The sequence below is a fragment of the Thauera sp. genome, assembly GCF_034003485.1.
Lineage (GTDB): Bacteria > Pseudomonadota > Gammaproteobacteria > Burkholderiales > Rhodocyclaceae > Thauera.
Genome location: NZ_JAVEYL010000013.1, coordinates 1 through 13,908, shown reverse-complemented (window position 1 = coordinate 13,908; position 13,908 = coordinate 1). Strand labels below are relative to the sequence as shown.

The 13,908-nt window shown below is 67.4% G+C and carries 14 protein-coding genes; 10 read left to right on the top strand and 4 right to left on the bottom strand.

All coding sequences use genetic code 11. The features are described 5' to 3' along the window. Nucleotides 1-28 precede the first annotated feature (28 nt). From glnL to RBT54_RS09015, 9 genes are all read left to right on the top strand, one after another. On the top strand, nt 29-1,096 hold the full coding sequence (glnL, locus tag RBT54_RS09055) for a nitrogen regulation protein NR(II) (protein WP_320366355.1): 1,068 nt from the start codon (nt 29-31) through the stop codon (nt 1,094-1,096). A gap of 66 nt (nt 1,097-1,162) precedes the next feature. Then, a complete protein-coding gene (ntrC, locus tag RBT54_RS09050; RefSeq protein WP_320366353.1) occupies nt 1,163-2,581 on the top strand; it encodes a nitrogen regulation protein NR(I) in 1,419 nt (472 codons plus the stop codon). Nucleotides 2,582-2,658: 77 nt separating this feature from the next. Continuing rightward, on the top strand, nt 2,659-3,513 hold the full coding sequence (locus RBT54_RS09045) for a biotin--[acetyl-CoA-carboxylase] ligase (protein WP_413788432.1): 855 nt from the start codon (nt 2,659-2,661) through the stop codon (nt 3,511-3,513). Then, nucleotides 3,510-4,253, top strand: coding sequence for a type III pantothenate kinase (locus tag RBT54_RS09040; RefSeq protein WP_320366351.1), 744 nt, complete (start codon nt 3,510-3,512; stop codon nt 4,251-4,253). The genes RBT54_RS09045 and RBT54_RS09040 overlap by 4 nt, the downstream gene beginning before the upstream one ends. Nucleotides 4,254-4,285: 32 nt before the next feature. Further along, nucleotides 4,286-5,650 carry a TrpB-like pyridoxal phosphate-dependent enzyme gene (locus tag RBT54_RS09035; RefSeq protein ID WP_320366349.1) on the top strand — a complete coding sequence of 455 codons (1,365 nt, stop codon included), beginning with the start codon at nt 4,286-4,288 and terminating at the stop codon, nt 5,648-5,650. 88 nt (nt 5,651-5,738) lie between these two features. Continuing rightward, entirely contained in the window at nt 5,739-6,683 is a 945-nt protein-coding gene (locus RBT54_RS09030) for an SPOR domain-containing protein (protein WP_320366347.1), read from the top strand. A gap of 19 nt (nt 6,684-6,702) precedes the next feature. Next, on the top strand, nt 6,703-7,335 hold the full coding sequence (gene coaE, locus RBT54_RS09025) for a dephospho-CoA kinase (protein WP_320366345.1): 633 nt from the start codon (nt 6,703-6,705) through the stop codon (nt 7,333-7,335). Between the two features lie 92 nt (nt 7,336-7,427). After that, nucleotides 7,428-8,183 carry a cell division protein ZapD gene (gene zapD, locus RBT54_RS09020; protein ID WP_320366343.1) on the top strand — a complete coding sequence of 252 codons (756 nt, stop codon included), beginning with the start codon at nt 7,428-7,430 and terminating at the stop codon, nt 8,181-8,183. Between the two features lie 7 nt (nt 8,184-8,190). Further along, nucleotides 8,191-8,412 (top strand): DNA gyrase inhibitor YacG, encoded by a 222-nt coding sequence (locus RBT54_RS09015; protein WP_320366341.1) that lies wholly within the window; start codon nt 8,191-8,193, stop codon nt 8,410-8,412. A gap of 77 nt (nt 8,413-8,489) precedes the next feature. Here the strand turns inward: RBT54_RS09015 and RBT54_RS09010 are convergent, their stop codons facing one another. Together RBT54_RS09010 and RBT54_RS09005 are read right to left on the bottom strand one after the other, a co-directional pair. Further along, nucleotides 8,490-9,440: a Nudix family hydrolase gene (locus tag RBT54_RS09010; RefSeq protein WP_320366340.1), complete on the bottom strand. Its 951-nt coding sequence runs from the start codon at nt 9,438-9,440 to the stop codon at nt 8,490-8,492. Next, nucleotides 9,437-10,312 carry an ATP-binding protein gene (locus RBT54_RS09005; RefSeq protein ID WP_320366338.1) on the bottom strand — a complete coding sequence of 292 codons (876 nt, stop codon included), beginning with the start codon at nt 10,310-10,312 and terminating at the stop codon, nt 9,437-9,439. The genes RBT54_RS09010 and RBT54_RS09005 overlap by 4 nt, the downstream gene beginning before the upstream one ends. A gap of 187 nt (nt 10,313-10,499) precedes the next feature. Between RBT54_RS09005 and RBT54_RS09000 the strand changes: the two genes are divergently transcribed. Next, nucleotides 10,500-11,741 (top strand): murein transglycosylase A, encoded by a 1,242-nt coding sequence (locus RBT54_RS09000; RefSeq protein WP_320366336.1) that lies wholly within the window; start codon nt 10,500-10,502, stop codon nt 11,739-11,741. 57 nt (nt 11,742-11,798) lie between these two features. Here RBT54_RS09000 and RBT54_RS08995 read toward each other — a convergent pair whose 3' ends face one another. Together RBT54_RS08995 and RBT54_RS08990 are read right to left on the bottom strand one after the other, a co-directional pair. After that, entirely contained in the window at nt 11,799-12,527 is a 729-nt protein-coding gene (locus RBT54_RS08995) for a DsbC family protein (protein WP_320366333.1), read from the bottom strand. A gap of 18 nt (nt 12,528-12,545) precedes the next feature. Then, the gene (locus RBT54_RS08990; RefSeq protein ID WP_320366331.1) at nt 12,546-13,709 is read right to left on the bottom strand and encodes a UbiH/UbiF family hydroxylase; all 1,164 of its coding nucleotides are present in this window, start codon (nt 13,707-13,709) and stop codon (nt 12,546-12,548) included. Between the last annotated feature and the right edge of the window lie 199 nt (nt 13,710-13,908).

The window sequence follows — 13,908 nt, the reverse complement described above, 5'->3', positions numbered from 1 at the left end:
TCGATTCGGAGACCACCAGGACGCGCCCATGCCAACGCCGCCCAGCCACACCGCCACCGGCCCCTTCTCCGGCCTCGACCTGCTGTCGTCGGCCGTCATCCTCGTGGACGGGCGACTGGTCATCCGCTACATCAACCCCGGCGCAGAGAACCTGTTTGCGGTCAGCCAGCGCAAACTGCTCGGCCACCCGCTCGAGCGCCTGCTCGGCGCGCCGCCGGGACTGGGTGCCGCGCTCGACAACGCGCTGCGTACCAACTGGAGCTACACCGGGCAGGACCTCACGGTTGCCCGGCTTGACGCCGACCCGATCCGCCTCGACTGCACGGTGACGCCGGTCGACACAGCCGGCGCGCGCCTGCTGCTCGAATTCCGCCCAATCGACGCCCAGCTGCGGGTCGCACGCGAGGAGCAGTTGCTGCACCAGCAGCAGGCCAATCGCGAGCTCATCCGCAATCTGGCGCACGAGATCAAGAATCCGCTCGGCGGCATCCGCGGCTCGGCGCAACTGCTGCAACACGAGCTCGACGACCCGCAACTGCGCGAGTTCACCGACGTCATCATTGCCGAGGCCGACCGCCTGCAGGATCTGATGAACCGCCTGCTCAGCTCGCACTGCATGATGCGGCCGGCGGCGCTCAACATCCACGACGTGCTCGAGCGTGTACGCCGACTGATCCTCGCCGAATTCCCCGCGCTCGACATTCGCCGCGACTACGACCTCAGCCTGCCCGAGATCACCGCCGACCGCGAACAGCTCATCCAGGCCGTGCTCAACATCGTGCGCAACGCCGCACAGGCGCTCGATGGCCAGGGCGAGATCCATCTGCGCAGCCGGATCGCGCGTCAGGTCACGCTCGCCAAGCGCCGCTACAAGCTGGCACTGGAATTGCAGGTAGTCGACGACGGCCCCGGCATTCCGGATGAGATCCGCGACCGGATCTTCTATCCGCTGGTCTCGGGGCGGGATGGCGGCAGCGGGCTGGGTCTGTCGCTGGCGCAGAGTTTCATCGAGCAACACCAGGGCATGATCGAAGTGGACAGCCGCCCCGGGCGCACCTGCTTCACGATCCTGCTACCGATTTCCGACCGCGTCTGAGCGCGCCGGCGCCCGCACTGCCCGGGCGCACGCGCGAAAGAGACGCACCAATATGGTGCATATGAAATGAACGACGTCTGGATCATCGATGATGACCGCTCGATCCGCTGGGTGCTGGAAAAGGCCCTCGGTCGGGAAGGCATCCACCACACCAGCTTCAGCTCGGCCAGCGACGCACTCGCCGAACTCGACCGCACGCCGCAGCCCCCCGCCGTACTGCTGTCCGACATCCGCATGCCGGGCGAATCCGGCCTCGACCTGCTGCAGAAAGTGAAGGCCGGCCACCCGCACCTGCCGGTCATCATCATGACTGCGTATTCGGACCTGGACAGCGCGGTGTCAGCCTTCCAGGGCGGCGCCTTCGAATACCTGCCCAAGCCATTCGACGTCGACCAGGCGGTCGCCCTCGTGCGCCGTGCCCTCGAACAGACCGCGCACCAGAATAGTGCGAGCGAGGAAGCCACCCTCGCCCCCGAGATCCTCGGCCAGGCCCCGGCCATGCAGGAGGTCTTCCGTGCCATCGGCCGGCTGGCGCACTCGCACGCCACCGTGCTGATCAACGGTGAATCCGGCAGCGGCAAGGAGCTGGTCGCGCGCGCGCTGCACCGCCACAGCCCCCGTCGCGACGCGCCCTTCATCGCCATCAACACCGCGGCCATCCCGCGCGACCTGCTCGAATCCGAGCTCTTCGGCCACGAGCGCGGCGCCTTCACCGGCGCCGCCACCCAGCGCCGCGGGCGATTCGAGCAGGCCGACGGCGGCACGCTGTTCCTCGACGAAATCGGCGACATGCCGGCCGAGCTGCAGACGCGGCTCTTGCGCGTGCTCTCCGACGGTCACTTTTACCGCGTCGGCGGCCAGCAGCCGATCCGCGCCAACGTGCGCGTGATCGCCGCCACTCACCAGGACCTGGAAGAGCGCGTGCGCCAGGGCCTGTTCCGCGAGGACCTCTTCCACCGCTTGAACGTCATCCGCCTGCGCCTGCCGCCGCTGCGCGAGCGCCACGAGGACATCCCGCTGCTGGTGCGCCACTTCCTGCAGAAGAGCGCGCAGGAGCTCGGCGTCGAGCGCAAGCGCATCTCGGAGGCGACCCTCGAATACCTGCAGACCCAGCCCTTCCCCGGCAACGTGCGCCAGCTCGAGAACCTGTGCCACTGGCTCACGGTGATGGCGCCGGCACAGGTCATCGAGGTCGCCGACCTGCCGCCCGAGATGCGCGACCAGCCCGGACGGGAGTCGCCCACGAGCTGGATCGAAGGGCTGTCGACGGAGGCCGATCGCCTGATCGCCGCCAGCCCGGGCGAGGTCTTCGACCGCCTCACGCGCGAGTTCGAGCGCACCCTGATCCGGCGCGCGCTGGCCGCCACCGGCGGGCGCCGCATCGAAGCGGCGCAGCTGCTCGGCATCGGCCGCAACACCATCAGCCGCAAAATTCAGGACCTGGGCATGGACGAAGGCCGCAGCGGCGAGGGGGACGAGCACTAGACGCCCGCTGCGGGGCTCGTGCCGCAGCTCGGGATCGCGGATAATGCGCCTTTCGACGCGTCCGCCGGTTCCCGCTCGTGCCGCTGCAATCATCGCCCGACCCTGCTGCCCAGAACCCGTCGCCGGTCGCGACGCGCGCGGCCGAACTTGCCACCGCGCTCGGTCCGCTGGCCGGGGACTTCGCGCTCGACTGGGTGAGCGAGTGCGCCTCGACCAACACGGCCCTGGTCGACGCACCACCGGCTGATGATGGCCGCATTCACGTCCTGGTCGCGGACCGTCAGCGCGCAGGACGAGGCCGGCGCGGCCGGCAGTGGCTGTCCTGGGAAGGCGCGAGCCTGACCTTCTCCACCCTGTGGCGCTTCTCGCCCGGCGCCCCGGCGCCGGCAGGCCTGTCACTGGTCGCCGGACTCGCGCTGGCACGTGCGCTCGAGCAACTGGGCGTGCAGGGCGTGCAGTTGAAATGGCCGAACGACGTGCTGGTGCATGGGAACAAGCTCGCCGGCATCCTCATCGACCTGCTCCCCGGCCGAGGCCGCCCCCCCGCCGCGGTGATCGGGATCGGGCTGAACCTGCGTTTGCCCGCGGGCCACGGCATCGAGAACCAGACCGGCGTCACCGACCTCGCACAGGCGCTGGAATGCGACGCTCCCCCGGCCTCCGCAGCGGTGCTCGCCGGCATCCTCACCGAGATGCATCACCTGTTCCATACATATGCGGCCGCGGGCTTTCCGGCACTGCGCGGCGCGTGGCAGCAGCGCAACGCCTTCGCCGACCTGCCGGTGCGCATCGTCAGTGATCAGGACGTCCGGATCGGCATCTGCGCCGGTGTGGACGACGACGGTGCGCTGTTGCTGCGCACCGACACCGGCATGCAGCGCATCCTGGCCGGTGACGTGTCCCTGCGCCCGCTCACGGGAGACGCTGCGTGATCCTGCTCATCGACGCCGGCAACACGCGCATCAAGTGGCGAGTGGTGGAGGCGGCCGCGCCGCTGGTGGCACGGGCCGAGGGCGCATTCGCGCACGACGCCCTCGACGCACTCCCGAACGCTCTCGCCGACGTGCGCGCCCGCCATCCCGGACTGCAGCGCGCATTCGGCTGCAACGTCGCGGGCGCGACCGTCGCTGCGCGCATCGCCGGGGCCTGCGCCGGCCTAAGCCTCGAATGGCTGAGCTCCACCGCAAGCTGCGCCGACGTGCGCAATCTCTACGAGAACCCATCCCAGCTCGGCGCCGATCGCTGGGCCGCGCTGATCGGCGCCCGCGCCCTCCATCCGCACGCCTGCGTGGTCGTCATGGCCGGCACGGCGACGACGGTGGATCTGCTGTCCGGCCGCGGTGAGTTCCTCGGCGGCCTGATCCTGCCCGGCGTGGCGCTGATGCAGCAGGCGCTCGCCCGCGGCACCGCGCAACTGCCGCTCGCCGACGGCCGCTTTGCGCTGCAGCCGCGGTGCACGGTGGACGCGATCCACTCCGGCTGCCTGCAGGCGCAGGCCGGCGCCATCGAGCGCATGTTCGGCCAGATCGCCAGCGCACCCGATGCGCTGTGCCTGCTCGGCGGCGGCGCCGCGGACAGCTTCGCGGGCCTGCTCGAGATTCCCGTGCGCCGGGTGGATAACCTGGTGCTGAGCGGCCTCGGCGCGGTTGCCGGGCTGGCCGCCGCCGCGTGACACTGACCAGATCCATCAATGGAGACAACACCATGGAAGCCACCCGAATCCAGCTCGACGCCGCCGACATTCCCACCCACTGGTACAACGTCGCCGCCGACCTGCCGAGCCCGCTTGCCCCGCCGCTCGGCCCCGACGGCAAGCCGGCGACGCCGGAACAGATGGGCGCGATCTTTCCGGGCGCCATCCTCGAGCAGGAGATGAGCACCGAGCGCTGGATCGCGATCCCGCAGGAAGTGCGCGAGATCTATCGCCTTTGGCGCCCCAGCCCGCTGGTGCGTGCGGTGCGGCTGGAGCAGGCGCTCGGCACGCCGGCGAAGATCTTCTTCAAGTACGAAGGCGTGTCGCCGGCCGGCTCGCACAAGCCCAACTCCGCCGTGCCGCAGGCCTTCTACAACAAGCAGGCCGGGATCAAGCGCCTGACCACCGAGACCGGCGCCGGTCAGTGGGGCTCGTCGATCGCCTTCGCCGGGCAGATGTTCGGACTCGACGTGCGCGTCTACATGGTCAAGGTCAGCTACGACCAGAAGCCCTACCGCCGCCTGATGATGCAGACCTGGGGTGCCGAAGTGTTCGCCAGCCCCTCGACCATCACCGAGACCGGCCGTCGCCTGCTCGCGGAAGACCCTGACAACCAGGGCTCGCTCGGCATCGCCATCTCCGAAGCGGTGGAAGAGGCTGCAAGCCGCGCCGACACCAACTACACGCTGGGCTCGGTGCTTAACCACGTCGTGCTGCACCAGAGCATCATCGGCCTCGAGGCCAAGAAGCAGTTCGACAAGATCGGACTCTATCCCGACGTCGTGATCGGGCCCTGCGGCGGTGGCTCGAGCTTCGCCGGCATCGCCTTCCCCTTCCTCGCCGACAAGGCCGCGGGCGACAAGCGTGCCGAGGGCCTGCGCTGCGTGGCGGTGGAGCCGACCTCGTGCCCGACGCTGACCAAGGGCGAGTACGCCTACGACTACGGCGACGCCTCCGGCTTCACGCCGCTGATGAAGATGTACACGCTCGGCCACGACTTCATGCCACCGGGCATCCACGCCGGCGGGCTGCGCTACCACGGTGACTCGCCGCTGGTGTCGCACCTGCTGCACGCCGGCCTGATCGAGGCTGCCGCAGTGCCGCAACTCGCCACCTTCGAGGCCGGGGTGCAGTTCGCACGTGCCGAAGGCATCATCCCGGCACCGGAGTCCTGCCACGCGATCCGCCAGGCGATCGACGAGGCGCTCAGGTGCAAGGCCACCGGCGAGGCGAAGACCATCCTCTTCAACCTCACCGGCCATGGCCACTTCGACATGAGCTCCTACGAGCGCTATTTCTCGGGCAAGCTGGAGAACTACGACTATCCCGCTGACGCAGTTGCCACCTCGCTCGCGCACCTGCCCAAGGTCGGCTGAGGACGGGGCGCGCCCTGCCGACCGGGAACGCACCGCGGCAGGGCGCGCCCGACTTCAGTCGCGCCCATCGATGGACTAAGCTCGACGCATGACGACCTTGCGCTTCCTGATCATCCTGCTCCTGATACTCAACGCCCTCGCCTTCTCCGCGGTGTTCGGCTGGCTGGGGAATGCGCCGCCGGCCGGGGAGCCGGAGCGCATCGCATCCCAGCTCAATCCCGAGCGCATCCGTCTCGAGCGCGAGGTCGCGCCGTCGCCGCAAGCCACGCCAGACGCAGTCGGCCAAGGGCTGTCAGCGACGCTGCCCGCGCCCGAACCATCGGAGACGCCCTTGCCGCCCGCCGTTGACCCGGCACCCGACACGTCCGCACCCGACACCCTCGATCCGGCGCGCGCCGGCGAAATGGCATCAGTGGCAAACCCCGATCATGGGATCGCCCCCGAGCGTCCCGAGGCCCCAGCGCAACCGGCAGCCGATGATCCCACCGTTCCCGGGGTGGCCGAAGCGCCGAGCCCCGCGCAAGACGCCACCTCGGCGTCCGCAGCCGAGCTCGCCACCCCCAGCCCGGTGGCCGACATCAGCCCGCCGGCCGTCTGTAACGCCTGGGCAAACCTGACGCCCGATCAGGCGGACCGCCTCAGCCAGCGCCTGCGCCGGATCGACGTCACGCCGATCCGTACCCGCACGGAGACACCCGACTCGTGGTGGGTACGGATCCCGCCGCAGCGCAGCCGGGCGGAAGCCGAACGCCGCGTCGTCGAACTCAACCTGCTCGGCGTGACCGACACCTTCATCGTCCCGGACGCGGGCGCCACGCAGTACGCGGTATCGCTCGGAGTATTCAAGACCGAGAACCGCGCGCGCGTGCTTTTGGGCCAACTGCGCAGCAGGGGCGTCACCAACGCCGGCATCGAACCACGGATGAGCACCACCTACCGCATCCAGGCCAGCATCCCGGAGAGCGCGCTGCGCGCAGTCGAGTCGGCAGCGCCAGGCTTGCGTGGCAGGCGGCAAGCCTGCTCGCCACGCTGAAGGTTCCGGACGCCTGCACATGAAAGTCTCACCTGCTTACATCGTCGGCCTCACCGGCGGCATCGGCAGCGGCAAGAGTGCCGCAACCGCACATTTCGCCGCCCTTGGGGCCACCGTGGTCGACACCGACCTCATCGCCCACGCCCTCACCGCGCCCGGCGGCGCGGCGATCGAGGCCATACGCCGTACGTTCGGCGAGGGCATGCTTACACCAGGCGGCAGCCTCGACCGCGCGGCGATGCGCGCACTCGCCTTCCAGCGCCCGGAGGCACGGCGTCAGCTCGAAGCGATCCTGCATCCGATGATCCGCGACGAGAGCGCCCGGCAATGCGGGGAAGCGCCCGGCCCTTATGTGATTCTCGCCGTACCGCTCCTCATCGAATCGGGCACCTATCGCGAGCGCTGTAACCGCATCTGCGTGGTCGACTGTCCCGAAGCCCTGCAGGTGGCGCGCGTGCGTCAACGCAACGCACTGCCCGAGGAACAGATCCGCTCCATCATGGCCGCACAGGCGAGTCGCGCGCAGCGCCTGGCGGCGGCAGACGACGTGATCGACAACAGCGGCACCCTTGCCGAACTCGAAGCCCAGGTCGAACGCCTGCACGCAGCCTACCTGGCGGCGGCCGACGCGGCCGACGCAACCGCCGAATGACCGCCGCGGCGGCGCTGCGGGCATGGCGGGACAAGGGCCTGTGCTATCATCGGCCCGACTGAAAAAGGCGCGATACTTGCGGATCCTGTGCGGTGATTAGCTACGAATATCCTCTGAACGAGCGCATCCGCACACTGCTGCGTCTGGAGGATCTTTTCCTCAAGCTCGCCCACTTCACCGCGGGTAGTGCACCACAGGATCACCACGTCGCACTGCTGACCGTCTTCGAGACGCTCGAGGTTGCCAGCCGCGCCGACCTCAAGGTGGACCTGGTGCAGGAACTCGAGCGCCAGCGCCAGATCCTGATGTCCTTCCGCAACAACCCCGAGATTTCCGAAGAAGCCCTCGCCGGCGCGCTCTACGAGATCGAGCAGGCGTCGACCGGGCTGCTGGCAATGGCGGGCAAGATCGGGCAGTACCTGCGCGAGAACGAGTGGCTGATGAGCATCCGTAGCCGGGCGGCGATCCCGGGCGGCGTCTGCCAGTTCGATCTGCCGTCTTATCACTACTGGCTCAATCGCGACCCAGAGGTGCGCCGCCGCGATCTCGATGCCTGGATGCATCCAATGGCACCGATTCGCGACGGCCTCGAGATCGTGCTTCGCCTGCTGCGCGCCAGTGGCCGCCCCGAGGCGCAACAGGCGCGCAGCGGCGCCTTCCAGTTGACGATGGCAGGCCGCACCGCGCAGATGGTGCGCGTGCGCCTGGCGCGCACCGAAACCGTGGTGCCCGAGATCAGCGCCAACAAGTACGCCCTCAACGTACGCTTCATGCTGCCGGAAACCGTCGCTCGCCCTCGCCTCGCCGAGCGCGACGTGGCCTTTGAACTGACCTTCTGCAGTCTTTGAGGCCGGGATGAGCGAAAAAGTGCGCGTCGTTAACTGCCCCACCTGTGGCAAACCCGTACCCTGGCAGCCGGAAAGCACCTGGCGGCCGTTCTGCTCGGCGCGTTGCCGCCAGATCGACCTCGGCGCATGGGCATCGGAGGGCTACCGCGTGCCGAGCGCGCCACCCGACGCGCCCCTGGACGACGTCGACTTCCAGCCTCCCGGGCTGGGCGAGGGCAGGCAACGCTGAAAGCCTGCAGGCGCGGTAGGTACTCGAACGCCGTGAGTCAGCGGCGTGGCGCGGCCTGACGGAAGCCCTGCGCGCCGCTACGCCTGCACTTGCCCCCACAGTCCCCGGATCGCTGCAATTCCGTGCGCTCCAGCATCACGGGCGTGCGCCATGTCGGTCTCCACCAGCCCGCCAAGTGCGAGCACCGGCATCGGCAGGCCCTCCACGAGGCGTGCAAATGCCTGCCAGCCCAGCGCCGGCTGGCCGGGATGGGTCAGGGTCGGGTGAACCGGTCCGAGCAGGGCGTAATCAAGGCCAAGCGCCGCGGCGTGCTCGAGTTCGACGCGTGAGTGACACGAGGCGCCCACCCACTCGAAATCCACCCGGGCCTGCGCCGACATCAGCATGTGCGCGGGAAGGTGCACGCCGTCTGCGCGCAGGCGTCGGGCCAAGGCGAGGTCGCCGTTGATCAGCATCAGCCCGCGATGCGCTCGCATCCGGGCCTGCACCTCGCGCGCCAGACGCTCACGTTCGGAGGAATCGAGCTCTGCCTCCCGTACCTGCACAAGGCGCAGCCCGCGCGCAAGTGCCTGGTCGAGCACGGCGATCTGCGCGTCCACGCCAAGCGCCGAGGCATGGGTGATGCCCATCATGCGCGGCAGGCGCAGCGCCTTCAGGATCGGGCCGTTGGCGGGCAGCATGGGCGCGCGGGTTGGACCGTCGGGCTGCACCCAGGCCAGGGCACTGTGCACCCGGTCATCGAGTTCCCCCTCCCACGCGGCGACCTCGAAGAAATGCAGTCGCACATGGGCATGCTCGTACACGTGCTCGCGGCGTAACCACGGGCGCAAGTGGGTCACGCGAATGCCGAGCTCCTCTTCGAGTTCGCGACACAAGGCCTGCGCTGGCGTTTCGCCGGGCTCGACCTTGCCACCGGGAAACTCCCAGTAGCCTGCATACACCGTGTCCTGCGCGCGCTGACCGAGCAGGTAGCGTCCATCCGGGCGCAGCAGCACACCCGCGGAAACGTCGACGAGCTTGCGTGTCATGCGTTCTCGTCCTCGAGCCGACCGGCATGGTCGCGCGCGAACTGCCACGCGACCCGTCCGGAGCGCGAGCCGCGCATCAGCGCCCACTGCAGCGCATCCTGGCGCGAGGCCCCGATTTCGTCCGCGCTGGCGCCAAAGCTGCGCAGCCAGTGCGCGACGATATCGAGGTACTCGTCCTGACTGAACGGGTAAAACGAGACCCACAATCCAAAACGTTCTGACAGCGAGATCTTCTCCTCGACCGCCTCGCCGGGGTGGAGCTCGCCATCGATGTGTCGCGTCTGCAGGTTCTCGTCGTGGTACTCGGGCATCAGGTGGCGACGGTTGGAGGTGGCGTAGATCAGCACGTTGTCGGACATGGCCGACACCGAACCGTCGAGCACGCTCTTGAGGGCCTTGTAGGCATCTTCGCCTTCCTCGAACGACAGATCGTCGCAGAACAGGATGAAGCGCTCGGAACGCGCGGCGATCAGCTCGACAATCTCGGGCAGATCGACCAGGTCGGTCTTGTCCACCTCGATCAGGCGCAGGCCCTGCGCCGCGTATTCGTTGAGCAGCGCCTTCACCAGAGAAGACTTGCCGGTGCCACGCGCTCCGGTGAGCAGCACGTTGTTGGCGCGTCGGCCGGCGAGGAACTGGCGGGTGTTGCGATCGATGCGGGCCCTCTGTTCGTCCACATCCTGGATGTCGGCAAGCGTGATCTGATGCGGAGCACGCACCGGCTTCAACGCAGCGCGCCCATGCCGGCGCTGCCAGCGAAATGCCACCGCAGCGTCCCAGTCCGGACTGGGCGCCGCTCCCGGCAGGATGGACTCCAGGCGCGCGAGCACGCGTTCGGCGCGGCTGAGCAGATCGGCAAGTTCGGTCGTCATGGCGGTGTTCGGTATCCTGGTCGTCAGCATTACCTTGCCGGTCGCGGGCTGCGCAGATTGAGCACTGGGCGCGCGCCTCCCCCATGAGGCACGCGCTCGAGCAAGCGCAACGCTTGACGCGGTCCGGTAGCGCTCGGAGGCCCGGTATACTGGCGGCAAACCCCCTTGAGTTCAACCGACGCCCCCGATGAGCCGCTTCCGCATCCTTCATTACACTTTCACAGTCCTGCTTGGTCTGCTCGCTGGCGCCTGCGCGCATTCGCCCAACACGCCGGCGCTCGACACCGATGGCAGTTGTGCACCGGCGAAACCTTGCCCTGCCTGCCCTGCGTGCCCCGGACAACCCGGGCAGGCAGCAGCCCCCCCTGCGGCTGCACCATTGCAGGCGGGCGACTGGCGAGCCGTCAGTGGCTGGCTACAGGATGACCCAGCCCAGGCCTGGCCGGCGCTGCGCACGTCGTGCTCGACACTGTCCCGGCAACCGACATGGAAGGCGGTGTGCGACCGCGCCGGCTTGCTGGGCGCCAGTCCATCGACCGCCGCGGCGCGACAGTTCTTCGAAGCCAACTTCACCCCTTGGCAATTGACCAACGCCGATGGGAGTACGCAGGGCCTGGTCACGGGCTACTACGAGCCCCTGCTCCGAGGTAGCCGAACTCGCAGCGCGCGCAGCACGTGGCCGATCCATGGCGTACCGAAGGACATGCTCACTATCGAGCTCGGTGACGTATATCCGGAGCTCAAGAGCCTGCGCCTGCGTGGCCGGCTGGTCGGGAACAAGGTGCTCCCCTACTGGAATCGGGCGCAGTTCGGAGAGCGGGCCGAACAGGCGCAAGCTCCCGTACTGTTGTGGGCCGACGATCCCATCGAGCTCTTCTTTCTGCAGGTTCAGGGCTCGGGCCGAGTCCAGCTGCCCGACGGAAAGACAGTGCGCGTTGGCTATGCCGACCAGAACGGCCATCCCTACCAGTCGATCGGCCGCTGGCTGGTGGCGCAGGGGGAATTGCCACTCGAGAAAGCATCGATGGACGGTATCAAGCGCTGGGCCGAAGCCAATCCGCAGCGCCTGCACGAACTGCTGAACTCGAACCCGAGCTATGTATTCTTCCGCGAACTACCGGCATCGAGCGGAGGCCCGATCGGCGCGCTGGGTGTCCCCCTGAGCGCAGGGCGCAGCATCGCTGTCGATCCGCGCTATGTCCCGCTGGGGGCGCCGGTGTTTCTTTCGACGACTCATCCGCTGAGCGCAACACCGCTGCAACGCCTCGTCCTCGCGCAAGACACGGGCGGCGCCAACAAGGGGGTCGTCCGCGCGGACTTCTTCTGGGGCTTCGGCGCCGAAGCCGGCCGCGAAGCGGGCAGGATGCGCCAGCAAGGCAGCATGTGGGTGCTGCTTCCCAAAGGGATCAGCCCACCTGAGCATCGATGATCCTGCCGCAGCCCGGCCCAAGCACAGCTTGGACGCGGGGCGACGAAGCTGCGAGCCTTACTGCTTGACGGCGGATAGCGCTTTTTCGAGCTCGGCGCGCGGCACGTAGCCACCAATTCGGGTGCCATCGGCAAGGAAGATGGTTGGCGTGCCACTGATGCGCAGGCTCTGGCCGAGTTCGACATTGCGAGCGACTGCGGCTGCGTCACAACTGGCCTCTGCCGGCGCCTTTCCGCCCACCACCCAGTCTGTCCAGGCCTTTCCCTGGTCCTTGGCGCACCAGATGTGGTCAGATTTGGCCTTCGAATCCTCGCTCAGGATCGGATAAAGAAAGGTATAGACGGTGATGTCGTCCATCCCCTCCAGTTCCTTTCCCAGGCGCTTGCAATAGCCGCAGTTGGGGTCCTCAAACGTCGCAATTACGCGCGTCCCCTTACCCTTCACCACCTTGACCGCCTGATCAAGCGGAAGCTTCCCGAAATCGATAGCAGAAAGCTGATTCATCCGCTCCTGAGTCACATCACGACGCGTCGCGGTGTCGATGACATTGCCGTCTATGATGAAGCTGTTCTTCGCATCCGTATAGACGAGCTGTCCATTCTTGAGCACGACCTCGTACAGCCCGCCGAACTCGGTCCGTTTTACGGACTCGACAGCAGGGGCGCCAATGAAGGCCTCCATGCTCTTCTTGACCTCGTCTTCGTTCGCCAGCGCCGTACTGCCTAGCGTCATGGCAAGGGTTAAGGACAAGGGCTTGAGCACGGCACGCGCCGAAAAAGATTGCATCTGGTTCTCCAGGGGTGGTCAAAATCGCCCGGTCGCTGCGTAGCGAACGAGCACGCTCTTTAAGACCGGCAGCCGGCTGGTGAGGTTCAGTCCGACATTGCGCAACGAGCCCACCAGTGGATTACCGCTCGCGAAAAGGCGGCTGAGCCCGTCTGTTGCGTACTGCAGAAGAAAGGGCTCTTCCGCACGCCCGCGGGCATATGCGCGCAACACCGCTAGTTCCCCCGGATCACGCCAGGCAGGAAGCGCGTACAACACTTCGGCAAGCGCGCGTGCATCCTGAAAGCCGAGGTTGATGCCGTGGCCAGAAAGGGGATGGATCGCGTGCGCCGCATCGCCGATGAGCGCAATCCGCGGTCGAACGACACTTTCCGTGCGCATGAGCCTGAGCGGGAATGCAGCACGCGGCGTGACAAGTTCCAAGCGCCCCAGGCGATTTCCGCCGGCAGCGGCCACACGCTCACAGAAGCTGCGCTCCGGAAGCTCCAATAACTCAGCGGCCAACGCATCGGCCGCAGACCACACCATCGAGATCAACCCATCCGCAAGCGGAAGCCATGCCAGCACACCTTCGCGGGTAAACCATTGAAAGGCTGTTCCACGATGAGGCTGCTCGCTGCGGAAATTGGCAACGACACCCATTTCTGCATAGGGCTTTATGGAAGCGCCGATTCCCGCCTCGCGCCTGACCCAGGAGTCACGCCCATCAGCCCCGACGACCAGCGCGGCGGTCAGAACACGTCCATCTTGCAGGCGGAGCGTTGCGCCGCCCTCGCCGACATCAAGCGCCTCGGGAATCGCAGGACAGAGAAGGGACACGTTGTGCTGGCGCTTCAGGCTTTCCCACAATTCCACGTGCACCAGGCTGGACTCGCCGATCCAAGCCAGTTCGCTCACCCCGCTTTCGTAGGCAGCGAAGCGCAGCGTGCCACCCGCATCCCCGTGTATCTGCATCTCTGCAACAGGGGTAAGTCGCGCGTGGTCCAGGTGCGCCCAAACGCCGAGGTCCGCAAGAAATGCCGCGCTGGCGGGACTATATGCGTAAATTCGCTGATCCCAGCCGTCCGGTCGGCGAGGCGCCCCCTGCTCGACCAACGCAATCCTGAGGCGGCTGCGGCGAAGCGCAACGGCCATGGCCGCGCCAGCAAGTCCGCCACCGACGATGATGAGGTCGAACTTCACGTCATTCTCATTTGATGGTCACCATGAGTTGCATTTTGCCTCAGCGCGCGCACCCCTGCCGCTTTTGGTTGCGTAGACGGCCAAACGCCCTTGATCTTTTTGAGATCGAGGGCGTTTGTATTGTGTTTAGTCTGACGATGACCTACTTTCACGAGGGCGGACCTCACTATCATCGGCGCGAGTGCGTTTCACGGCCCTG